This window comes from Ensifer sp. R-19 (genome assembly GCF_049905105.1).
Taxonomy (GTDB): domain Bacteria; phylum Pseudomonadota; class Alphaproteobacteria; order Rhizobiales; family Rhizobiaceae; genus Ensifer.
Window position 1 is genome coordinate 648833 of record NZ_CP184569.1, and the last position, 21927, is coordinate 670759.

The window sequence follows — 21927 nt, forward strand, 5'->3', positions numbered from 1 at the left end:
CGCGGCGGCCGACTGGGCATTGCCTGTTTTCACGGCACGGGGCATGGTCTAAGAATGCGATCTGTTTCGCGGCAGGGGATTGATTCAACTACATGATGGTCCGGTACGAGCGTCCCTATTCCTATGCCGCCCATTGGGCGCGTCGCTTCGCCCGTGTCTCCTTCGTGCTCTTTGTGCTCTCGCTGCTGGCGCACCGCTTCGGGCCACTGACGACACCGCATTTCCTGGCTCTTGTCGGCCTGTCCGGCATTTTCGCGCTGCTCGGCGTATTGCTTGCCGTCGTCGGTCTTGCACGCCTCTGGCAGGTCGCCGCGATCGGCGGCCTCGCGTCTGCTGCGGCTCTTGTCTATGCCGCGCCGGCGCTCGGTTTCATCGGCTTCGGCGTCGTGCAATATCTGACCCGCCCGGCGATCTACGATGTCAGCACCGACACGGTGACGCCGCCGCCATGGCTCAAGGTACCGCAGACCGAAGAGAGCTGGCTGAAACGCAAGGGCGCTGTGACGCCCGAGGACCGGGAAGCGCAGATCCTTGCCTATCCGGGCCTCACCGGCCGGCGCTACGATGGCGCACTCGACCGCGTTTACCAGGGCGTGCGCACCGTCATCGAACAGAACCGCGTCGGCATCACCGAGGAGCTTGGCGTCGAAAACGCCCGCGCCGATCTCGAGGATCTGACCGTACGGCCGAATGCCGGGGCGGAGACGACCGTCGAACCGGAGAACGTACCGGTGCCGGCGGCGCGGCCGGAACTCTCGCTCGAAGGGGCGATTGCGGGGCGCCGCGCCAGCGACGTCGTGCTCCAGGGCGAATGGCGCACGCTGATCGCCGGCTTCCGTTTCGATGTGTTGATCCGGCTGCGCGAAGAGGCCGAAACGACCTTCGTCGACCTGCGTGTCGCCTCCCGCTATGGCCCGCATGACCTCGGCATGGGCGCCGCCTTCGCTGATCAGTTCCTGCGGGCGCTCGATGCCGAGCTGCTCGGCATTGCCGGCGATTGATCGGCAGAGTACCGCCAGGAGACGTCAGTCGTTCACGGCGGCGCCGCGGCCATCGAATTGAGCGGTAGCTTTTCGGTCGAGGGCGGGCGCCCGCAACGACGTCGACTCATCGGCTGGTGCAAGCCAGCCGCGATAGCGCACGATCAAGCCGGTCAAGGGGCTTTCGACCTCCACATGGAAGTGAAACAGGCCGTCGCGATCTTCCTCGAACGTCCGACCGCCCGGCGCGAGCCGCAAGGGAAGCGGGAGGCCGAGGAAGGACCAGGCGCGAACCGCGAGGTGCAGTCGATCTTCTGCAGGCTCCAAGGCACACAGGATGCGGAACGGTCCGAAATCCTCCGCCAGCAGTTGTTCGTTTCGCTTCTCTACCTTCTGCTGCGAACTGCGCAGGATCTTTTCGCCGAAGCGCCGGGTCCAGACCTCCCGACCATTGCCGCAGGCGAAGCGGATTTCGACCGGCACATCCGCACCGGCGCTGGGAAAGCCGAAGACAGAGGCGACAAGGCGGGCCCAGATCGATCCGCCTCGCTCGACGACCGCACGTCCGCGAAAGGTGGCGTGTCCTTCCGACCTGTCATGCAGGGCTTGGATCGAGGCCGGCACGCGATCCCAATCGCGTCCGAGGATCCGCCGGTAGAGGCTCTGCTGTTGGACCATGATTTCCGTCGTCATGCGATGAAGCGGCCACGCTCCTCGGGCGTCGGCACCATGCAACTCTGACGGCGCCCGGCGATGCGATAGCGGTTTCTCGCCACGAGATCATAGAGTGGGTCGCGAAGGGCAGCGGGCAGGATACGGCAGACGTTCACCAGCGACCATGGCAGGCCGAGCCGCGCAAGCGTCCGCATCGAGCCGTCGGATTTGAAGCGGGCGACGCCGTCCTCGATCAGGATGTTGCTTTCGAAGCTGCTGGCGTCGAGGCCGTAGTGCCGATAGAGCGCCTGGCCAAGCGGCGACTGCGCCGTGAGATAGCGATATTGCGCCCGCCGGTCATGGCGAAGCAGGAAACGCACCCAGCCGGAACAGAAAATGCATTCGCCGTCGAAGACGATTACGGGATTGTCGTCGGCAAAGGCAGGCACCGTGGCATCGCTGCGATAGCTGTAGGCGACCCGCCGCATGGTCAGCCGGCTCCGCCAGCCGCCAGCCGGTAGGCGCCAAGGAGCGAGGGCGGCCCATCGGTCTCGACCCGCCCTTGCTCGATCAGGTCTTCCAGATGGGCAAGGACCGAAAGTGCCGCCGCCCCATGCAGCCGGACATCGGTCGAGGCATAGATGACCTTGACCATATCCGGGATATGGCTGTCGCCGGCGCGAATACGTTCGAGCACGGCACGTTCGCGCATCTTGCGGTGGGCGCGCAAGCCCCGAAGAAACGAGGCGGGCTCGGTCACCGGCCCGCCATGGCCGGGCAGGTAGAGATGCTCGTCGCGGTAGAGCAGTTTTTCAAGCGAGGCCATGTAGTCCGCCATGGCGCCGTCCGGCGGCGCGACGATCGTCGTCGCCCAGGCCATGACGTGGTCCGCGGAAAAGAGGATACCGGTGCCGTCGAGTGCGAAGGCCATATGGTTGGCCGTGTGGCCGGGCGTCGTCAGCCCCGTCAGGCTCCAGCCATCGCCCTCGATCCGCCCGCCATCGGCAAGCACGAGATCGGGGGCGAACTCCATGTCCGAACTCTCGGCGAATGGATTGGTCTCGCCCGTATGCAACGGGCGGGCGGAGCGGTGCGGGCCTTCGCCGACGATCAGCGCACCGGTCGCGGCCTTCAGCCGGCGCGCAAGTGGCGAGTGGTCGCGATGCGTATGGCTGACGGCGATATGGGTGACCTCACGGCCGGCAAGGGCCGCCATCAGCGCCTGAAAATGCGCCTCGTCATCCGGGCCGGGGTCGATCACCGCAACGGAACGCTTTCCGGCGATATAGCTGTTGGTGCCGTGGAAGGTGAAGGGGCCGGGATTGTTGACGGTGATGCGCTGCACATCGTCCGCAACTGTCACGGCCTCGCCGTGGGCCGGCTTGAAATCGAGATCGAAGTCCGGGCCCTGCATGCGTCTCTTCCTGGCTTTCACTTGTATTCGATCTCGATGAACGACATCGGCTCGGCTCCGGCATTGACGACATTGTGCGCCATGCCCGCCTCGCGGCGATAGGCCGCTCCCTTGGCGATATCGACACGGCGGCTGCCGCCTTCCTCCTCGAGCAGGAACTGGCAGTCGGTCATCGGCACGACGACATAGCCGAGACCGTGCACGTGGTGGCCCGTATCGGCGCCGGGCTCGAAATCCCAGCGGGTAATACGCACCACCGCGTCATCGACGAGCACGCTCGGAACGGCAGGAGGGCGGGCGCGAAACTGGCTCATGATCTTCTCCATTTCGGCGGGACAATAGGAGGTGCGATGCAGGAAGGGAAGGGTGCAGGCGGCAGCGGCAGACGTTGTGTCGCGGTGTGCTCGCCGGCCTTTTGCACAGCTGATCGACAAATCCGCCGAAAAACCAACTTAGTGTCAACTTAGTGATTGTGACGGACGGCGAGCTTTGATAATCAGGCGCTCGATTTGGCGGGCTTGTTTTTCCGTCAGTCCAGTTGGGGCGTCGCCAAGCGGTAAGGCACCGGTTTTTGGTACCGGCATTCCCAGGTTCGAATCCTGGCGCCCCAGCCACATTCTTCCAATCGTCCGATCCCGAACGGCCAAACCCAGCTTTGGGCCGGGCCTCTACTTGCACTCTTGTCAAGTCACGCTGCAACTGACACGCTAGTTTCGGTGATTCCTACTTGTATGAGGGAGAAGATGGCTCACAAATTCGAAATCTACAAAGACAAGGCTGGTGAATACCGGGTTCGCTTCAAGTACAACAGCGAAGTGATGTTCTCGACCGAGGGCTACAAGACCAAGGCCAGCGCGCAGAACGCCATCGACTCGATCAAGAAGAACGGTCCCGACGCACCCGTCGAGGACAACAGCAGCAGCTGAGTTCGACATTCTTTCCATAGAAAAAGCCCGCCGATTTTCACCGGCGGGCTTTTTTGTTTCTTGGCGTTTAGCTTGCGGTTGCGGCCGGCTTGGTCTGCGCCGGCGCGCCCAGGAACTCTTCGCACCAGCTCGGGCCATCGGCACGCTTGCGGTCGCCGGCAATGCGGACCGAGCGGATGACATAGTCGGACGAGACGGTAAGCTGGACCGAGCAGCTCAGATACTCCGTGCGTGCCGACGAGATGCGCTTGCCGCGCTTGCCGTCCTTGGTGGTTTCGTACTGCGCCGGGACCTTGCGGGTCTTGTAGCCGCCCTTCCAGCTATAGACGGTGGAGCTGCCGCTTTCGACGTCGGAGATCGGCGGACCGTATTGAGCGAAGAAGCCGCCGGCCGGCTGGCCGAGCCAACGCGCTTCGACCGCGTTCTTGGAGATCCCCGTTCCGGTCGTCGTGCAGCCGGCAAGCACGAGCGCAAGGCCCGCCACCGTCATCATACGGAAGTTCATGTTTCTGTCCCTTTGGTTCTCGTTCTGAAATAGGCATGGCGCGGAAGCCCGTATCCCCTGGTTTTCCGCGCTTTCCGTTGTGCCTCTAGCGCCAAACCAGGCGAAAGGAAATCCACGCCGCGCCTTGCGTTTCAGGAAAATATGAAGCGTTGCACAAAGTCCCTATCGGGCGGGCTTTCTGGCGCCGCCGCCCCCGGAAAACGGCAATTTCCGCAAGAGTTTTCCACCGTCACAAGTTTTTTGAAAAAGGCGCAAGGTTTTTCGAGATAGGCGCTTGTGAAATCAAAATGCCTGTTCTATAGAGGCGCCGCTGGTCACGGAGTGTAGCGCAGTCTGGTAGCGCACCACGTTCGGGACGTGGGGGTCGCAAGTTCGAATCTTGCCACTCCGACCAGCCAAATCAATCCTTTACCCGATCATTCCCTTGCATGCCGCTCGGCGCCGCAGCGTATGCGCTTGCGTTTTGCGCGCCTGTTCCGGCGTCGATCTTTTACGCCCACTCGTCCTCCATCTTAGCCGTTCGTCGCTCCCTCGAAGCCGTTGGTCGAATAGCCGTGCATTCGCACCCGGGTCGGCCTGTCTGCGCGAAGGCGAAGGTTCTAGGTTCCCGTCATTCGATCAATGACGACGAGGAACGGGAATGTCGATCAAGCATCTATTCATTGCAGCGGTTCTGCTTCTGGCCTGCCATTCGGTGGCGGCGGCGCAGAGCTGCGAGAAGAATTTCAAGGCTTCGGGCGTGCCGCTGGTGACGCCGGTCTATTACAAGACCTGGCAGGAGTTTCCGAAGCTGAAGCCCGAGGCCGCCTTGCAGCGGATGGCGCAGGGCGTCGCGGCGGAAGGATTTTCGGGTATCGAGATCAACAAGTCGCTCGGGACCATCGAGGCCTATCAGGATACCGCCGGCTCCGGACGGCTGCAGACGCTACGCGTCGTTGCCCGCAAGCGCGGTTCAGGCACGCGGGTTGATGCGATGTTCGATATTCAGGTGGGGCAGGTGGCCACCAAACAGGTGGTGCAGGAGGGGCTCTGCAACATCATCCGCTCCGCAGTCGAGTAGGGACCAGGCGGGCGCAGCGGACAGGCAGCAGCAGGAGAGCGTTTCCATTGTCGATATGGCAACGCCCCGTCCGCTTGTCAGCCCTGCCCTTCGAGCGTCTTTAGCGCCGATTGGGCCGCGGCCTGCGCTTGCAGCATCGACGTGAAATTGCCCTGGGCGGGATAGGTGACGCCGCGATACTTGATAACGAAGCACCATTTGCCGTTGATGCGTTTCTCGACCTTCACGGTGGTTTCCGGTTGCTTGTCCGTGCTCACCTTCTCGTCTCCCCTGATTCGGCGCATCGTTGCGCGAAAGTCGTCCAGATACGCCGGAGAGGTCGGTTCTGTCCATCGATACGCCGCATGGATGGGGTGCTGTGGCGGGGGAGAGGCCAGGGAAGAGCGCCCATGCCGGACAGGAACCTTGCTGCCGGTCCACGGTCAGGCGGACTGTCCCACAACGTCCAGGAACGGTGAAACAGCCCTATCGATCCTCATGATCGACGCGCCAACTTACGAATGCGGAGACGGATGAAAAGGTGCGATCTGTGCGATTTCGGGTCAAGGTGAAGCGATTGCCAGCCCTGTCCCGTTTTGGGACGGTGGCGACTTCAGGGCGTCGGAGAGCCTCCCGCAGGGAAGCGGATTCAACAGCGCCGGATCACGCTTGCAGCAGCAATGCGCAGCTTTATTGTTCACTTTGAAACGACGTGTTCACGGAATGATGTCTTATCAAAGTGAACAATCAGGGCGATATTTCTCTCAACACTTGTTCTTGCCCGAGAGGCTCAGATGTTGAAGGAACCGATACTCACGTTTCGCGAGATCGCCATATGGACAGCCATACTTGGCAGCGTCGTCGGTTATCAGCTTTGGCAGCACGCCGAACCGGCGCCGTTGACGATGGTTCTCCCGGCGATTGAGCAGCAGCTTTGATGATGAATGCCGGCAGGAGTTCACTCCTCCGGCATGCCGTTGCGCCTGGCCGCCTGCAGCAGGTCTATTTCGCCGGCGACCGGACCGAACTGGTTCTCCAGTCGCTCGGCTTCCTCCGCATCGAGCCGATATTTCCGGGCAAATGCTTCGATCGATACCATGCGCCCGCGAAAGCCTTTTTGCCTCGCATCGTCGCCTTGATGTTCCATTTTCATGGTGCTTCTCCCATGCGCCAGGGAGATAGGGCGACGGACTTGTTTGAAAAGGCCCAAATCGACCGGTAGCAACCGCGGTTTCAGCAACGAAAAAGGGGCCCTGTTCGGGGCCCCTTTTTTGCGTGTGCTGCGGCTTTCGATCAGCCGTCGATATCGTCGATGATCTCGACCGCCTTGCCGGCGCTTACGCGTCGGATTTCGGCCTCCTCGCGGCGGCCCGCGAAGAGTTCGGTCGCCATCAGCTGGTCGGCGAGGTCCGCCGGCAGCGAGAGGATGACGCGGGCGTCTTCCGTGTGGATGCCGCCGAGTGCCGAGCGCTTGGCCGTAATCATGCCGCCAGCCACCGTGTTGTTGGTGTCCGGATCGATCAGGATGAAGGCGCCGGTCGTGCGGTTCTGCTCGTAGGTGTCGAAGACCGCCTGTTCGTCGAAGGCGAGATGCACCTTGCCAATGGCGTTCATCGGCAGCTGCTCGGCATGGTCCCACTTGCCGGTCTTAAGGTCGAGCTGGCTTGCCGGCTGGATCTGGACGCGCTGGCGGCGGCTGCCGCTCTTCAGCCAGTAGCGCTTGCCCGGCTGGATGCCTTCCGGCTGCAGGGCAACGAGCTGGGCATCGAAGGCAAGGCCTGTCAGCGGCTGGCTGTCGATCGCCACGATCATGTCGCCGCGCGACACGTCCACCTGGCGGTCGAGCACGAGCGTGATCGCGTCGCCGGCGACGGCGGCGTTGCGCACGAGGTCGAAGGTGACGATCTTGGTGACGTTGGCCACCATGCCGGAGGGCAGGATGACGACACTGTCGCCCGGCTTCACCGAGCCACCGGCAACCGTGCCCTGATAGCCGCGGAAGCTTTCGCCGGGCCGCGAGACGCGCTGTACCGGCAGGCGGAAGCCGACGGTCTGGGCCGAACGGGTGGTTGCCAGTTCCAGCACTTCGATCAGCGTCGGGCCGTCATACCAGGGCATGGAGGCGCGGCCGTCATAGACGACATTCTCGCCCTTCAGAGCCGAGACGGGAATAGCGGTGACCTGACGCACGCCAAGCGACAATGCCAGTTCCCGGAACTCGTGGTTGATCTCTTCGAAGCGGGCGCGATCGTAGTCGGTGAGGTCGATCTTGTTGACCGCCAGTACGAACTGCTTGATGCCCATCAGCGTTGCGATCGTCGCATGCCGGCGGGTCTGCTCGAGTAGGCCGACGCGGGCATCGACCAGCAGCACGGCGAGGTCGGCGGTCGAGGCGCCCGTCGCCATGTTGCGGGTATATTGCTCGTGGCCGGGCGTGTCGGCGACGATAAAGGAGCGCTTGTCGGTCGAGAAATAGCGATAGGCGACATCAATGGTGATGCCCTGTTCACGCTCGGCCTGCAGGCCGTCGAGGAGCAGCGCGAAGTCGGGCAGGCCGAGATCGTTCTGCTTGCCGTTGGAATCGCGCTGGAGCGTCGCGGCCTGGTCTTCCTTGACCGCCTTGGTGTCCCAGAGCAGGCGACCGATCAGCGTCGACTTGCCGTCATCGACCGAGCCGCAGGTGATGAGGCGAAGCGGGCGGCTGTCACGCGCGGCGCGCGCCGGCTCCTGCGCCGGAAAGGCCAGAACCTCGCCGGCAGCAACGTGCTCAACGGCATTCGCGGTTGCGGGAGCAGTCATCAGAAATATCCTTCGCGTTTTTTCTTTTCCATCGAGCCGGACTGGTCGCGGTCGATGGCGCGGCCCTGGCGTTCGGATACGGTCGCCGTTTCGAGTTCGGAAATGATGTCGTCGAGTGTCGTCGCGCTGGAGCGGATGGCGCCGGTCAGCGGGAAGCAGCCGAGGGTGCGGAAGCGGATCACTTCCTCGCGCTTGGTTTCGCCTGGCAGCAGTTCGAGGCGCGGGTCTTCGGCCAGGATCATCATGCCGTCGCGTTCGACGATCGGGCGCTTCTCAGCGAAGTAAAGCGGCACGATCGGGATCTCTTCTGCCTGGATGTAGCGCCAGATGTCGACTTCGGTCCAGTTCGAGAGCGGGAAGGCCCGCACGCTTTCGCCCTTGCGGATCATGCCGTTATAGACGTTCCAAAGTTCCGGGCGCTGGTTGCGCGGATCCCAGCGATGATCCGGCGTGCGGAACGAATAGATGCGTTCCTTGGCACGGCTTGCTTCCTCGTCGCGCCGCGCGCCGCCGAAGGCCGCGTCGAACTGGCCGGCGTCGAGCGCCTGGCGCAGCGCCTCGGTCTTCATGATGTCGGTGTAGAGCGCCGAACCGTGGCTGAAGGGCGTGACGTTCTCGGCAGCACCGCGCGGGTTGATGTGCTCGATCAGGTCGAGGTCGTAGCGCTCGACGATCTCGTTGCGAAACGTGATCATCTCGGCGAACTTCCAGCCGGTGTTGACGTGCAACAGCGGGAAGGGCACGCGGCCGGGATAGAAGGCCTTACGGGCGAGGTGCAACAGCACCGAGGAGTCCTTGCCGATCGAATAGAGCATGACCGGGCGTTCGAACTCGGCGGCCACTTCGCGGAAGATGTGGATCGCTTCGTTCTCGAGTGCCTTCAGATGCGGATCGAGCGGCGGCTTGGCGCTCTGCGGATTGTGCAGTTCCGTTTCCGGATGGATATGGGGCATTTCAGTCTCCGGGAGGATTTGTCTTCAGACGAGCGCGCCAGCCTCAGGCGGCGCTGCTCGAATTCGGGATGATGGAACTGGCGGCAGCTTCCGGAACGTGCAGACCACATTCGCGCTTCTCGTCGTTTTCCCACCACCAGCGGCCGGCGCGCTCCGGCTCGCCGGGCTTGATGGCGCGGGTACAGGGCTCGCAGCCGATCGACGGATAGCCGCGGGCGTGCAGCGGGTTGACCGGAACGGCATTGGCGGCGACGGAAGCACGGATGGTCTCGATGTCCCAGTCCGCCAGCGGGTTGATCTTGATGAGGCCACGTTCGGCATCAGCTTCCGCGAACGGGGTCGATGCGCGATTGCCCGACTGGCCCCGACGCAGGCCGGTGACCCAGAAGGTTGCCCCTTCGAGCGCGCGCGCAAGCGGCTTCAGCTTGCGCACGTCACAACAGGCATGCCGGGCCTCGACGCTCTCGTAAAAGCCGTTGAGGCCATAGCGCGCCGCATAGGCGTCGATGTCGGCCTGTTCCGGATGGTAGCGCTTGATCAGGATCCCGTAGGTTTCTTCGGTCTTTTCGATAAGGGCGACCGTCTCGTTGAACAGGCGCCCGGTCTCCAGTGTCGCGACATTGATGGACAGCTTGTTCTCGCCGATGGCCGCGGTAATCACCTGATCCTCGATACCGAGCGAGGTCGTGAAGACGGCCTGCCCTTCAAGGCTTGCGACAAGCGCCAGCCGACCGGCGAGATCCAGGCCTTCGAGCATCTCGTTCAGTGCCTTGGCGGTGGTTTCGAGGGATGACGTGGTCATGGCTGCGTCCTGTTCCAACTTGGTCGGAATATCGCAGCCCAATGCGACAATGGACAGAAATAGCGGTTTCTAATGCTGTTTGTTTGGAGCAAATCTGCCTCTCAGAACGAAAGGCAGCGAAAAACCGAATATAGACTAGTAATTTACTAGATTTTATACTGTATGGCTACGACGGCAACCCTTGAAGAGGAGGCGCGAACCTTGCGGGCCCGCGCCTCCTGCCAAGGGGAGAGCCAGACCGTCAGAACGCTGCCCAGCCGGCCTCCTGTGCCTGCGGGGCACTGCGATAGGCCGTGGCGAGTTTGCGGCCCAGGGCGCGTGCGGGCGAAGGGGCAGCAATCTCGCTCGTCACGAGGCGTGGTGCCGCCGCTTGGCCGTTGCCCGTCTTGAAGCGCATCAGCAGATCGTTGAGCGCGCCGGCCTCGCGGGCGAGGCTATGGCTCGCGGCGGTCGATTGCTCCACCATTGCCGCGTTCTGCTGCGTTCCCTGATCGATCGCGTTCACCGCCGTGTTGATCTGCTGGATGCCGGCGGCCTGTTCGCGGGCGCTTTCGACGATCGCCGTCACGTGACTGCTGATCTCCTTGACCTCGGTGATGATGCTTTCGAGCGCCGTGCCGGTCTCGCGCACCAGCGTGACGCCGGATTTGACCTGCTGGCCAGATGTGGCGATCAGCACCTTGATCTCCTTGGCGGCCTGCGCCGAGCGCTGGGCGAGCTCGCGCACCTCCTGAGCGACGACGGCAAAGCCCTTGCCGGCTTCGCCGGCGCGGGCCGCCTCGACGCCGGCATTCAGCGCCAGGAGGTTCGTCTGAAAGGCGATGTCGTCGATGACGCCGATGATGCTGGAGATTTCCCGCGACGAGGCTTCGATGCCACTCATCGCGGTGACGGCGTTGCCGACGATCTCGCCGGACTTCTCTGCTGCACCGCGGGTGCGCGTCACCAAGGTGCCTGCCTCCTCCGCACGCCGGCTGGCATCCGCCACGGTGGTCGCGATCTGGTCCAGTGCAGCCGCCGTTTCCTCGACCGAAGCCGCCTGCTGTTCTGTGCGCTTGGAAAGGTCACCGGCCGCAGAGCGGATTTCGCTGGCGCCGGCATTGATGCTGCGGGCGTTCTCGCCGACCGAGCGCAGCGCATCTTCGAGATTGGTGACGGAGCTGTTGAAGTTCGTGCGTAGCGTGTCGAGCCGTTCGGCAAGCGGCGTGTCGATGCGATAGGTGAGGTCGCCTTCCGCCAGCCGGTCGAGACCGAAGCCGAGCGCATTGACCGCGGTCTGGATCTCGGCAGCTTCCTTGACCTTCTGCGCCTCGCGCTGCTCGCGCTCGCGTTCGGAAAGTGTTCGACCCGCCTCCGCTTCCTGCTCGAGCCGCTGGCGTTCGAGCGCATTGTCGCGGAAGACAGCGACGGCACCCGCCATCTGGCCGATCTCGTCACGGCGGCCTTCGCCGAAGATCGTGGCCTTGAGGTTGCCGGCTGCAAGCTGCCGCATGGCCTCGCACAGCTGCGTCAGCGGCCGAAAGAGACCGGCGGCCACGAACCAGACTGTTGCCCCGAGAAGCGCGATGGCAAAGGCGGCGATCATGACCTGCCAGCGTGTCAGGGTGTCCTTTTCCACCTTGGCCGCCTCCAGCTCCTGGTCGGCTTCCGCGAGCTGGAGCTTGACCAGGGCGCCGATCGGTTCGGCCAGCGGATCGATGGCCGCGTAAAGGCGGCTGTCGATAAACCGGCCGAACTCGGCGATGTCCTGTCGATCGATGATCTCGAGCATGTCCCTGACCGCCTGCTCGCTGCCGACGCGGGCTGCGTCGAAGGTCTTCGCAAGCTTCTTTTCCTCAGGCGTCAGTCTCGTTGCTTCATAGGCGCGCCATTGTTCGTCGATGGTGGCAAGCGCCGCGTTGATCTTCTCCTTGCCGTCAGCCCACCCAAGCGCGCCGCTTCGCATCTTGTGGGTCGTATCGACGATTTCGACGGCGTACATGTCGGCGACGGTATCGAGCTGCGCCACCGGCAACAGCCGGTCGGCGACGATCGATTCGGTGCGCTTGGAGATCGATATCATCGCATTGAAAGCCGTGACGATCATGACCAGCATGGCGACGGCGAGCAGGGACAAGCACACGAGCAGGCGTGCTTTGATTGTCATGAAAAACGCTCCTCGGTTGCCCGCAAGGCAAATCATCCTCGGCCGGTGACCGCGGACAAGGCCGCATGGTCATCGGGAAGCGAGCTCGCCTTGGCAGGGAGTAATGACGATGATGGGGATGGAGCACGCGTTACTACGCGGCGAAACTGCCCTCATGGCACGTTCGCCCAGCGTTCACTCCGTCTTATCTAGACATAACAACCGGAGATTAAGAATGGCTAAATTTTAAGGTGTTGAGCAGTGTTAGTGCAACCCGTGGTCATCGCAACCGCAGGAGGCTGTTGGATGGCGATGCTCAAGAAGTGTTGAAGATCACGTCCTTCCGCAAATCGTTCTTCGGGTTCAAGCTGCCACCTCTCCGAACAGGCGAAGGAGCAGGCACATGTTAAAAGCCATTTCACGCAGTGGCGTTGCAGCGGGTATCCTGACGGCGCTTCTGGTCACCGGCGCCTATGCCCATCACGGATGGTCCTGGGCCGAGGCCGACCAAATCGAGCTCAAGGGCATCATCCGCGAAATATCGATGGCGCCGCCGCATCCGACCTTGCAGGTGGAAACGACCGCGGATGGCATGTGGCACGTCGAACTCGGCAATCCCCGGCAGACGGAGCGCTCAGGCTTTGTCGAGGGATCAGCCAAGGCCGGTGATGCCGTCGTCGTTCTCGGCAACCGCTCGCTCGACCCGAACGAAAAGCGCATGAAAGCGGTGCGCATCACGGTCTCCGGCAAGACCTATGACATCTATCCGGAACGCATCCGGGCCGGTGGATGAGTGGGGTGGAACTCGTCGAATGGATTGCCGGCTGGCCGGTCGGCGCTGCGCTCAGGCGTTCAGCGCTTCTCTATCTCTTGGTCAATGCGGCCCACATTCTTGCGATCGGCCTGCTCATCGGCGCTATCGTGCCGTTGGATTTACGGTTGCTCGGTTTCTTCGGCAACACCTCGCTTGAAGTGCTCGGACCGTTTCTGTCGCGTGCTGCGGCAGTTGGCTTAGCATTGGCGATCACCACTGGCTTCTGCCTCTTCAGCGTGCGCCCGGCGGCCTATGTCACGAATGCTGCCTTTCTCGCAAAGATCGCTCTGCTGGGGATCGGTGCCGTCAACGCTGTCAGTGTGCATATGGGCGCCGCCTGGCGGACCGCCGTAAATGGCGGCCCGGTCTCTTGGCGTCTTCGCATCCCGGCAGCCGTCTCGCTGACGGTGTGGCCGGCAGCGCTTCTGGCTGGGCGCTGGATCGGCTTTCTCTGATGCTGGTTCTATCGGTCGCTGGCCGTTCTCCATGCGGGGAGGGCTGGCTCCTGCTCGACCGCTCTACCACGCACGAACTGCAGCGCCGCTTCGGCCACGCGTTGCCCGAGATGCCTTGCGGTGGCGAGATCGGATTGCGGCGGCGCGAGATCGGCGCCCTGGTCGACATTCGATTGGGCACCCGCGCCCAGCCAGAAGCCCAGCCGGTTGAGATCATCGGGCGATCCTGTGGTCGAGTGGTTGGCCGGCGGCAGATCGAGGTTGATCCAGTGCATGCCGTGTTGGGCAGCAAAGAGTGCAAGTTGCATCAGCGTCGCGAGCTTGTCGCCGGAAGCGGTTCCCGAATTGGTGAAGCCAGCGGCGATCTTGTCTTTCCAGAGATAGCCTTTGGCCATCACCGCGTTCGAACTTGCCTCCTGGAAAGATTTGAACGCGGCCGACGGGCCTCCGACATAGGTTGGCGTGCCGAAGATGATCGCCTCAGCCGAGAGCAGATCGTTCCACCGGTCCGGCGCTTCGTCGACGGTCAAGAGCAGGCATTGCGTGCCGTCGACCCGCTCGATTCCGGCTTTGACGGCTTCCGCCTGACGTGCGGTGTGGCCGTAGCCGCTGTGATAGATAACGGCGATGCATATGTTGCTCATGGTTTGGTCTCCATTGGTTTTGGGTGATGGATCTGCAGCGCGCGAGCGAAGACGCGCGCCGGCGGCGCGTTGCACGTTGAAGGCAACGCTGGTCAGGATCGGTTGATGGGGCCGGTGGGCTCTACAGTGCCGCGCTTCTTATGAGACGCGCAAAGGTCGCTGTAGCACTTTGCCTTGCTGCAAGTTTTTGTCCTTAAATCGGCTACGATTTAAGGAAACATGCCGTAGCGACCGCGTGCGATCGTCAGGACGCAGTCACTGTCGTTCAATGAATGGCGTGACCATCGAACTGCCTCAGCGTCTCCGGGAGATGTTTGAGCTTCTCCGGATTGCGCGTGACATAGATGGCGGTGATCCGGTTCTGTTCGATCTCAAGGGCGGTTGTCTGCAGGATCTCGCCGTCTTCGATGGTGATGAAACCGGGTAGCCCGTTGATGAAGTCGTAGCGCACGAGCCGCGACATCGTCTCCGCAAAGATCAGCGCCAGCGACGCGTGGAGTTTCATGACCTTGTCGAAGCCCATGATTGGCCGTCTCGGCGCCACTGTCTTGCCGCCGCCGTCGGCATAGACGATCGCCTCCGTTGCGAGCAGCGAGCGAAGCTGCTGCATGTCGCCGCTGCGCGAAGCCGCGAAGAAAGCGCAGGCGATTTCGAGGCCTTGTTCCCGGGGCATGACAAAGCGGCGACGAGCGCTGCGGATATTGACGCGGGCGCGGCTGGCAAGTTGACGGCAGGTCGCCGGTTTGCGGCTGAGCGTCTCGCCGATTTCATCGAAGCTGACGCCGAAGACATCGTGCAATAGAAACGCGGCCCGTTCGAGCGGCGACAGGCGCTCCAGCGCCATCATCAGTGGCAAGGTGATGTCGTCGAGGTCGTCGTTTTCCTCGACGACCGGTTCCGGCAGCCATGGTCCGACATAGGTCTCGCGTCGGTGCCGCGCCGACTTCAACTGATCGAGGCAAAGTCGCGTCACGATGCGGCGCAGGAAGGCTGACGAATCCTTGACGGCGGTGCGGTCGGCGTCGAGCCAGCGCAGGAATGCCTCCTGGACGACATCCTCGGCTTCGCTGACCGAACCCAGCATCCGATAGGCGATGCGGATCAGTCGGGGACGCAGCGGCTCGAAGGTCGTTCTGACGTCTTCGTCGGTCATCACGCCCCCCATCGCCGTTCGGGGCAATCGGCTATGGCATGGCCGGCAGGCACGAGCAGCCATGATGTCATTGCCGCTGGAGTAACGGCAAGCAGGTCCAGCCTCGGTGTCATGTTCGTCTCCTTCTTCTCGGGCACTCGAGAAGATAGGACGAGATAGCGTCGGCGAACGTGACATGCCGCAGACATTGCGGCTGTCGAATGCGAGGAAAAAGTGCCGCCTAGAGCATCCCGCTTTCAAGTGGAATCACTGAAAGCGGATAAGATGCTCTAGAATCAAAGTGCTAGAGCGCCGTGCGTTCGTCTGAACGCACGGCGCTCTGGTGCACGCGATCCTTATCGGTCGCTGACCTCCCAGCGCGGGTTGATCCACGGCTCCTGGTTGGAGCGCGCCAGCGGCTGCTTGCCGAGAATGTGGTCGGCTGCCTTCTCGCCGGTCATGATCGACGGGCTGTTGAGGTTGCCGTAGGTCACATGCGGGAAGATCGAGCTGTCGGCGACGCGCAGGCCATCGACGCCGATGACGCGGGTTTCCGGATCGACAACCGCCATCGGATCGTCCTTGGCGCCCATCTTGCAGGTGCCGCAAGGGTGATAGGCGCTTTCCAGGTGCTCGCGCAGAAATTCGTCGATCTGCTCGTCCGACTGCACCTTCTCGCCCGGCTGGATCTCCGGACCGCGATAGTGGTCGAAAGCCTTCTGGCCGAAGATCTCGCGGGTGAGGCGCACGCAGTGGCGGAACTTCTCCCAGTCCTCCGGGTGGCTCATATAATTGAAGCGGATGACAGGATCGGCCATCGGATCGGAGGAGCGCAGCGTGACGTTGCCGCGCGACTTGGAAAGATTGTAGCCGACATGCACCTGGAAGCCGTGCGTGTTGGCGGCCGCCTTGCCGTCGTAGCTGATCGCCACCGGCAGGAAGTGGTACTGGATATCCGGCTGCTTGACGCCGGGTGCGGAGCGCAGGAAGGCGCAGGCCTCGAACTGGTTGGAGATGCCGAGGCCCTTCTTGAAGAACAGCCATTGCGCGCCGGCAACGCCCTGCCAGAACCACGGCAGCCAGGAATAGAGCGACACCGGCTTGGTCGAAATCTGCTGGAAATAGAACTCCATGTGGTCCTGCAGGTTCTGGCCGACGCCGGGCCGGTCGACCTTCACCTCGATACCCATGTCCTTGAGGTGCTGTGCTGGACCAATGCCCGAGAGCATCAGCAGTTTCGGCGAATTGAACGACGAGGCCGAGACGATCACCTCACGGTTCGCCTTGACGATCTCGATCTTGCCGCCGCGCTCGATCTCGACCCCGGTCGCCCGGCCGTTCTCGATGATGATCCGGCGGGCGAAGCAGCGCACGAGCGAGACGTTTTGCCGTTTCATTGCCGGCTTCAGGTAGGCGTTCGCCGCCGACCAGCGCCGTCCCTGCCAGACGGTCTGCTCCATCAGCCCGAAGCCTTCCTGCTTCGAGCCGTTGTAATCGTCGGTGAGTTCGAAGCCGGCCTGTTGGCCCGCTTCGATGAAGGCGTGGAACAGCGGGTTGTGGACCGGGCCGCGCTTGACGTGCAGCGGCCCGTCGGTGCCGCGCCAGCCCGCTTCGCCGCCATGCGAATTTTCCATGCGCTTGAAATAGGGAAGCACGTCCGCATAGGCCCAGCCGCGTGCGCCGAGCTCGTCCCAGCGGTTGTAGTCTTCCGCATGGCCGCGCACATAGACGAGACCGTTGATCGAGGAGGAGCCGCCGATCACCTTGCCCCGCGGCGCGGTGATGCGCCGGTTGTTGAGATTCGGTTCCGGTTCGGAGAGATAGCCCCAGTTGTAGCGCTTCATGCTCATCGGCCAGGCAAGGGCCGCCGGCATCTGGATGAAGGGGCCGATATCCGAGCCGCCATATTCCAGCACCAGCACCGTGTTCTTGCCGTCTTCGGACAAGCGGTAGGCGAGCGCCGAACCGGCGGAGCCGGAGCCGATGATGATGTAATCTGCCTGCATAAGCGTGGTCTTTCTTCTAGCGTCTCGCGTTCGACCTATCTGGCGCTTTCACCCCTCATTCCTGTGCTTGTCACAGGAATCCAGCCAAGCGACGTCTGTCGCTTGAAGACTCTTGTGCGCCACAGACGTGGCGCTGCTGGATCCCCGGAACTCGCTTCGCTCGCCCGAGGATGAGGGAGGTGGAGCCGCCTCTCGATAGAGGGGCCTCAATTCTCAATACGGCGCCTGTACCGGCCCCATGCCGACATAGACGGTCTTCAACTCGCTGTAGTGGTTGAGCGCGGCGACCGAATTCTCGCGGCCGAAGCCAGACTGCTTTGAGCCGCCGAACGGGATCTCCACCGGGCAGAGATTGTACGTGTTGATCCAGAGCGTCCCGGCTTCCAACTGATCGACCACGCGGTGCGCGCGGGTGATGTCGGCGGTGAAGACGCCGGCGGAAAGGCCGAATTCGGTGGCATTGGCCCGCGCGATCACCTCGGCCTCGTCGTCGAAATCGAGCACGCACATGACCGGCCCGAAGATCTCTTCGCGCGCGATCGTCATGTCGTCGGTGACGTCGGCAAAAACCGTCGGCTGGATGTAGGTGCCTTCTGCGTTGACGGCATTCGGAATGCCGCCGCCGGTCACGAGCCGCGCGCCTTCGGCCTTGCCCTTTTCGATATAAGAGAAGACCTTGTCGCGCTGCGGCATCGAGACCATGGGGCCGAGCTGCGTTGCCTCGTCCATCGGGTCGCCGATGACGATCGCCTCGGTGCGGGCCTTCAGCCGGGTGAGGAACTGCTCCTTGATGCCCTTGTGCACGAAAACGCGGGTGCCGTTGGAGCAGACCTGGCCGGTCGAATAGAAATTGCCGAGCATGGCGCCGCCGATGGCGCTTTCGAGATCGGCATCGTCGAAGACGATCAGCGGCGACTTGCCGCCGAGCTCCATGGTGACGTGCTTGAGTTCGGCCGCCGCCGCACCCGCCACCTTCTTGCCCGTCGGGACCGAGCCGGTCAGCGACACCTTGGCGACATCGGGATGGTTGACGAGCAGCGGACCGGTGGTGCGGTCGCCCTGGATGACGTTGTAGAGGCCCTTCGGCAGGCCGGCCTCGACCAGGATCTCGGCGATCTTCAGCGCGCCGAGCGGCGTGTTCTCCGAAGGCTTGAAGACCATGGCATTGCCGGCGGCAAGCGCTGGCGCACCCTTCCAGCAGGCGATCTGCTGCGGGTAGTTCCAGGCGCCGATGCCCACGCAGACGCCGAGCGGTACGCGCTTGGTATAGGCAAAGTCGCCGCCAAGCGGGATATAGTCGCCGTTGAGCGCCGTGGCGATCACGCCACCGAAGAATTCGAAACTGTCGGCACCCGACGTCGGATCGGCGACGATCGTCTCCTGGATCGGCTTGCCGGTATCGAGCGTCTCGAGCTCGGAGAGCTCGCGGTTGCGCTCGCGCATGATCTCGGCGGCGCGCTTGAGGATGCGGCCGCGCGCCGTCGGGCTCATGGCGGCCCATTCCGGCTGGGCGCGCTTGGCCGCGGCGATCGCCTTTTCGACGATGGCGGGCGTTGCCGCGTGCAAGCGCGCGATCACTTCGCCGGTTGCCGGATAGATGCTCTCGATGACGGTGCCTTCGATGTCCTCGACATATTCGCCGTCGATGAAGTGCGAGGCTTGCGGTTGGGCTTTCATGTCATTCTCCTCGCGGATAGCGTTTGGATTCCTCGAGATTGTCGAGGTTCATATGGTTGCGCATGTAGCGCTCGGATGCCTTCTGCAGCGGCTGGTGATCCCAGGGGTAATAGGCGCCGTTCCTGAGCGCCTCGTAGACCACCCAGCGCCGTGCCTGGCTTTCGCGCACGGCGGCGTCGAAAGCTTCCATGTCCCAATGGGCGGCGCACATCTCGCGGAAGGCCTGCAAAGTCGCTGCCTGCACCGGCGTTTCCGGATGGGCCGCCAGGTTCTTCAGTTCCAGCGGGTCGGCGTCGAGATCGTAGAGCTGATCCGGATCGAGCGCGCAGTGGATGTATTTCCACTTGCCCTCGCGGATAGCGACGAGCGGGGCGTAAGAAGCTTCCGCCGCATATTCCATCAGCACCGGCTCGCTACGCTCCTCGCCGTTGATCATGGGCACGAGACTGATGCCGTCGGTCCACGGCTTCACCTCGTCCATGGATATGCCGGCGAGATCGGCAAGCGTCGGTGTCACGTCGAGATTGGAGGTTGGCGCGAGGTGCAGGCCGGGCGCGACGCCGGGTCCGGCGACCATCAGCGGCACACGGGCCGAACCCTCGAAGAAGTTCATCTTGAACCATAGGCCGCGCTCGCCGAGCATGTCGCCGTGATCCGAGCAGAAAAGGATGAGCGTGTCGTCGAGCATGCGCGTGCGCGTCAGCGTGTCGATGAGCTCTCCGACCTTCTCGTCGAGATAGGAGATATTGGCGAAGTAGGCCCGGCGCGAACGGCGGATATTGTCCTCCGTCAGGTCGAAATTGACGTAGTCGCAGGAATGCATGATGCGCCTGGAATGCGGATCCTGCTGGTCCTCCGCCAGCATGCCGATCTCGGGAAGAAGATGTTCGCAGTTTTCGTAGAGATCCCAGAATTTCTTGCGCGCCACGTAGGGATCGTGCGGGTGGGTAAAGGAGACGGTCAGGCACCAGGGACGGCGTGTCGCGTCGTCGTTTTCGCGCGAGAGCTGATAGAGCTTCTGATTGGCGAGGAAGGCGACCTCGTCGTCATATTCCATCTGGTTGGTGATCTCGGCCACTCCGGCACCCGTGACGGAACCGAGATTGTGGTACCACCAGTCGATGCGCTCGCCGGGCTTGCGATAGTCCGGCGTCCAGCCGAAATCGGCCGGGTAGATGTCGGTCGTCAGCCGCTCCTCGAAGCCATGCAGCTGGTCCGGCCCGACGAAATGCATCTTGCCCGACAGAGCCGTGTAGTAGCCGGCGCGGCGCAGATGATGCGCATAGGTCGGGATGGAGGACTGGTACTCGGCAGCGTTGTCGTAGACGCGGGTGCGGCTCGGCAATTGCCCGGCCATGAACGAGGCGCGGGCAGGGGCGCAAAGCGGCGACGAGGTGTAGTTGTTGCGAAAGCGGGCCGAGCGCGCGGCGAGCGCTTTCAGGTTCGGCGCATGCAGGAAGGCGGCCGGTCCGTCCGGAAAGAGCTTTCCGTTCAGCTGGTCGACCATGATGATCAGGATGTTCGGTCTTGCTGTCATGCGGCCGTTCCCTGGTATTTGAGCCGATCGATGTGCGAGCTGACGTAGTCTTCCGTGAGCGCGATCGAGGCTTCGATGCTGATCGGCGCGGAGCGCAGACTCTGGCGGATATAAAGCCCGTCGATCATCGCAGCAGCGCCTTCAGCGATGCGTTCCGCGTCATCGTCGGCACAAAGGGCCTTGAGGCTCGCCATGAGGTTGGAGCGCAGGCGCCGGGCATAGACGACGAGCAGCCGCCGCACCTCCTCAGACCGTTGCGCCTCCGAATAGAAGGCGAGCCATGCGGCAATCGTATCTGGGGCGAACTGGCTTGCCTGGAAGGAGACGCGGATCAAGGCGCTCAACCTTTCGCGTGGGCCTGCCACCGTGCGAAGCGCCGTCACCGTGTCGTCGCGCAGCTGCCGTAGAAGGCTGCGGATCGTCTCGATCAGCAATTGTTCCTTGCTGCCGAAATAGTGGTGGGCAAGGGCAGGGGAGACGCCGGCGTGGCGGGCGATCTCGGACATGGTGACGGTCAGCGTGCCCTGGTCGCCGATCACGCGAAGCGCTGCGTCCACCAGCGCCTTGCGGCGCACTGGCTCCATTCCGACCTTCGGCATCCGTCTCTCCCTTGACGGCAGTCAGTTTATTTTTGATTGACTCATCAATCAATAAAAATCTTCGGTGTTTTCGCTTCCCTTTTTCGAAGAAATCCGGCTCAATCCTCCCGGTAGCGATCCTGCGATCTGAAGGACTGGAGGTTGAAATGACCCATGCATTCGATCAGGCCGACAAGACGGCGGTTGCCCGCAAATGGGGATGGTTCGTAGCACTTGGCGTGCTGCTCATCATGTGTGGTGGTCTTGCCTTCGGCAATCTGCTGATGGCCACGGTCGCTTCGGTCTATTATGTCGGGATCATCATGCTGGTCGGCGGGCTTTTCAATCTCGCCCACGCCTTCCAGGTCAAGGGCTGGGACAGCGTACTTTACTGGGGGCTCAGCGGCGCCTGTTATACGATCGCCGGCCTGTTTGCCTTCATCAATCCCTTGCTTGCCTCGTCCTTCCTGACCTTCGTGATGGCGATCGCCCTGATCGTCGCCGGCTGCTTCCGCATCTGGGTCGGTCTCAAGCTCAGGCCAGTACAAGGCTGGGGATGGGTGGCGCTCGGCGGTCTGGTCACGCTTGCCGCCGGTCTCATCATCGCCGCCGGCTGGCCGGTCAACAGCCTCTGGATCCTCGGCCTTTTCCTCGCCGTCGACCTGGTGATGCAGGGCCTGTCGCTGATCGCCTTCGGCGTGCTGGCGAAGGGATAACCGCCCCCTTCCTGTGGGGTTCCGAGCTGGGTGCCCGGCCGTACGAAAGCGGCCGTTATCGGCGCCCGGGCAATCGCAGCAATTGCTCATGAAACTACTGATTTCATTAGAATGTTTGCAGTAGATCGAGAGCGGTAGCGACTGTCATATAGCTTTCATCAAAGCTTCATA

24 protein-coding genes and 2 tRNA genes are annotated in these 21927 nt (G+C 62.7%); 9 read left to right on the plus strand and 17 right to left on the minus strand.

Annotated elements, in window-relative coordinates:
* Positions 1-92: 92 nt before the first annotated feature.
* On the plus strand, positions 93-1001 hold the full coding sequence (locus ACN9MO_RS02995; RefSeq protein WP_058320358.1) for a DUF1499 domain-containing protein: 909 nt from the start codon (positions 93-95) through the stop codon (positions 999-1001).
* Positions 1002-1025: 24 nt separating this feature from the next.
* Here the strand turns inward: ACN9MO_RS02995 and ACN9MO_RS03000 are convergent, their stop codons facing one another.
* Genes ACN9MO_RS03000 through ACN9MO_RS03015 form a run of 4 tightly spaced genes read right to left on the minus strand, consistent with a single transcriptional unit; the run spans position 1026 to position 3362 of the window.
* Positions 1026-1673 carry a DUF4166 domain-containing protein gene (locus ACN9MO_RS03000; protein ID WP_113132846.1) on the minus strand — a complete coding sequence of 216 codons (648 nt, stop codon included), beginning with the start codon at positions 1671-1673 and terminating at the stop codon, positions 1026-1028.
* Positions 1670-2122 carry a thiol-disulfide oxidoreductase DCC family protein gene (locus tag ACN9MO_RS03005; protein WP_113132845.1) on the minus strand — a complete coding sequence of 151 codons (453 nt, stop codon included), beginning with the start codon at positions 2120-2122 and terminating at the stop codon, positions 1670-1672. The genes ACN9MO_RS03000 and ACN9MO_RS03005 overlap by 4 nt, the downstream gene beginning before the upstream one ends.
* 2 nt (positions 2123-2124) lie before the next feature.
* Positions 2125-3048, minus strand: a complete 924-nt coding sequence (locus tag ACN9MO_RS03010) for an MBL fold metallo-hydrolase (RefSeq protein ID WP_113132844.1) — start codon at positions 3046-3048, stop codon at positions 2125-2127.
* A 17-nt stretch (positions 3049-3065) separates the two neighbouring features.
* Positions 3066-3362, minus strand: a complete 297-nt coding sequence (locus tag ACN9MO_RS03015) for a cupin domain-containing protein (RefSeq protein ID WP_065372590.1) — start codon at positions 3360-3362, stop codon at positions 3066-3068.
* A gap of 225 nt (positions 3363-3587) precedes the next feature.
* On the opposite strand from ACN9MO_RS03015, the gene ACN9MO_RS03020 reads away from it, so the two are divergent.
* Together ACN9MO_RS03020 and ACN9MO_RS03025 are read left to right on the plus strand one after the other, a co-directional pair.
* Positions 3588-3662, plus strand: a tRNA-Gln gene (locus ACN9MO_RS03020).
* Between the two features lie 129 nt (positions 3663-3791).
* Complete coding sequence (locus ACN9MO_RS03025; protein ID WP_057250604.1) at positions 3792-3974, plus strand: YegP family protein; 183 nt, start codon at positions 3792-3794, stop codon at positions 3972-3974.
* A 67-nt stretch (positions 3975-4041) separates the two neighbouring features.
* Here the strand turns inward: ACN9MO_RS03025 and ACN9MO_RS03030 are convergent, their stop codons facing one another.
* Positions 4042-4479 (minus strand): hypothetical protein, encoded by a 438-nt coding sequence (locus ACN9MO_RS03030; RefSeq protein WP_113132843.1) that lies wholly within the window; start codon positions 4477-4479, stop codon positions 4042-4044.
* 317 nt (positions 4480-4796) lie between these two features.
* Between ACN9MO_RS03030 and ACN9MO_RS03035 the strand changes: the two genes are divergently transcribed.
* Together ACN9MO_RS03035 and ACN9MO_RS03040 are read left to right on the plus strand one after the other, a co-directional pair.
* Positions 4797-4873 (plus strand) — tRNA-Pro (locus ACN9MO_RS03035).
* A gap of 246 nt (positions 4874-5119) precedes the next feature.
* Positions 5120-5539 (plus strand): hypothetical protein, encoded by a 420-nt coding sequence (locus ACN9MO_RS03040; RefSeq protein WP_373419798.1) that lies wholly within the window; start codon positions 5120-5122, stop codon positions 5537-5539.
* A 77-nt stretch (positions 5540-5616) separates the two neighbouring features.
* Here the strand turns inward: ACN9MO_RS03040 and ACN9MO_RS03045 are convergent, their stop codons facing one another.
* Entirely contained in the window at positions 5617-5796 is a 180-nt protein-coding gene (locus tag ACN9MO_RS03045; RefSeq protein WP_058320352.1) for a hypothetical protein, read from the minus strand.
* A gap of 516 nt (positions 5797-6312) precedes the next feature.
* On the opposite strand from ACN9MO_RS03045, the gene ACN9MO_RS03050 reads away from it, so the two are divergent.
* Complete coding sequence (locus tag ACN9MO_RS03050) at positions 6313-6456, plus strand: hypothetical protein (RefSeq protein ID WP_176707513.1); 144 nt, start codon at positions 6313-6315, stop codon at positions 6454-6456.
* A 20-nt stretch (positions 6457-6476) separates the two neighbouring features.
* Here the strand turns inward: ACN9MO_RS03050 and ACN9MO_RS03055 are convergent, their stop codons facing one another.
* The 5 genes from ACN9MO_RS03055 to ACN9MO_RS03075 form a co-directional block, all read right to left on the minus strand.
* Positions 6477-6671, minus strand: a complete 195-nt coding sequence (locus ACN9MO_RS03055; RefSeq protein ID WP_113132842.1) for a hypothetical protein — start codon at positions 6669-6671, stop codon at positions 6477-6479.
* 140 nt (positions 6672-6811) lie between these two features.
* A complete protein-coding gene (gene cysN / locus ACN9MO_RS03060; RefSeq protein WP_113132841.1) occupies positions 6812-8317 on the minus strand; it encodes a sulfate adenylyltransferase subunit CysN in 1506 nt (501 codons plus the stop codon).
* The gene (gene cysD / locus ACN9MO_RS03065) at positions 8317-9270 is read right to left on the minus strand and encodes a sulfate adenylyltransferase subunit CysD (RefSeq protein WP_113132840.1); all 954 of its coding nucleotides are present in this window, start codon (positions 9268-9270) and stop codon (positions 8317-8319) included. The genes cysN and cysD overlap by 1 nt, the downstream gene beginning before the upstream one ends.
* A gap of 43 nt (positions 9271-9313) precedes the next feature.
* Positions 9314-10072, minus strand: a complete 759-nt coding sequence (locus ACN9MO_RS03070) for a phosphoadenylyl-sulfate reductase (protein WP_113132839.1) — start codon at positions 10070-10072, stop codon at positions 9314-9316.
* A 241-nt stretch (positions 10073-10313) separates the two neighbouring features.
* Positions 10314-12218 (minus strand): methyl-accepting chemotaxis protein, encoded by a 1905-nt coding sequence (locus tag ACN9MO_RS03075; protein WP_113132838.1) that lies wholly within the window; start codon positions 12216-12218, stop codon positions 10314-10316.
* A 382-nt stretch (positions 12219-12600) separates the two neighbouring features.
* On the opposite strand from ACN9MO_RS03075, the gene ACN9MO_RS03080 reads away from it, so the two are divergent.
* Together ACN9MO_RS03080 and ACN9MO_RS03085 are read left to right on the plus strand one after the other, a co-directional pair.
* Positions 12601-12990: a DUF6152 family protein gene (locus ACN9MO_RS03080; protein ID WP_113132837.1), complete on the plus strand. Its 390-nt coding sequence runs from the start codon at positions 12601-12603 to the stop codon at positions 12988-12990.
* The gene (locus tag ACN9MO_RS03085; RefSeq protein ID WP_113132836.1) at positions 12987-13466 is read left to right on the plus strand and encodes a DUF2214 domain-containing protein; all 480 of its coding nucleotides are present in this window, start codon (positions 12987-12989) and stop codon (positions 13464-13466) included. Before ACN9MO_RS03080 ends, ACN9MO_RS03085 begins: the two co-directional genes overlap by 4 nt.
* Before the next feature lie 8 nt (positions 13467-13474).
* Here ACN9MO_RS03085 and ACN9MO_RS03090 read toward each other — a convergent pair whose 3' ends face one another.
* The 6 genes from ACN9MO_RS03090 to betI all read right to left on the minus strand — a co-directional run bounded on the left by ACN9MO_RS03090 (position 13475) and on the right by betI (position 21061).
* The gene (locus ACN9MO_RS03090) at positions 13475-14110 is read right to left on the minus strand and encodes a flavodoxin family protein (protein ID WP_113132835.1); all 636 of its coding nucleotides are present in this window, start codon (positions 14108-14110) and stop codon (positions 13475-13477) included.
* Between the two features lie 265 nt (positions 14111-14375).
* On the minus strand, positions 14376-15263 hold the full coding sequence (locus ACN9MO_RS03095; protein ID WP_162733635.1) for a sigma-70 family RNA polymerase sigma factor: 888 nt from the start codon (positions 15261-15263) through the stop codon (positions 14376-14378).
* 335 nt (positions 15264-15598) lie between these two features.
* Positions 15599-17248 carry a choline dehydrogenase gene (gene betA, locus ACN9MO_RS03100; RefSeq protein WP_057250580.1) on the minus strand — a complete coding sequence of 550 codons (1650 nt, stop codon included), beginning with the start codon at positions 17246-17248 and terminating at the stop codon, positions 15599-15601.
* Positions 17249-17461: 213 nt separating this feature from the next.
* A complete protein-coding gene (betB, locus tag ACN9MO_RS03105) occupies positions 17462-18925 on the minus strand; it encodes a betaine-aldehyde dehydrogenase (RefSeq protein WP_113132833.1) in 1464 nt (487 codons plus the stop codon).
* A 1-nt stretch (position 18926) separates the two neighbouring features.
* Positions 18927-20462, minus strand: coding sequence for a choline-sulfatase (gene betC, locus ACN9MO_RS03110; protein ID WP_113132832.1), 1536 nt, complete (start codon positions 20460-20462; stop codon positions 18927-18929).
* Positions 20459-21061, minus strand: a complete 603-nt coding sequence (gene betI, locus ACN9MO_RS03115; protein WP_057250573.1) for a transcriptional regulator BetI — start codon at positions 21059-21061, stop codon at positions 20459-20461. The genes betC and betI overlap by 4 nt, the downstream gene beginning before the upstream one ends.
* A gap of 146 nt (positions 21062-21207) precedes the next feature.
* Here betI and ACN9MO_RS03120 point away from each other — a divergent pair, with 146 nt between their 5' ends.
* Positions 21208-21756, plus strand: a complete 549-nt coding sequence (locus ACN9MO_RS03120) for an HdeD family acid-resistance protein (RefSeq protein ID WP_065372575.1) — start codon at positions 21208-21210, stop codon at positions 21754-21756.
* Positions 21757-21927: the final 171 nt, after the last annotated feature.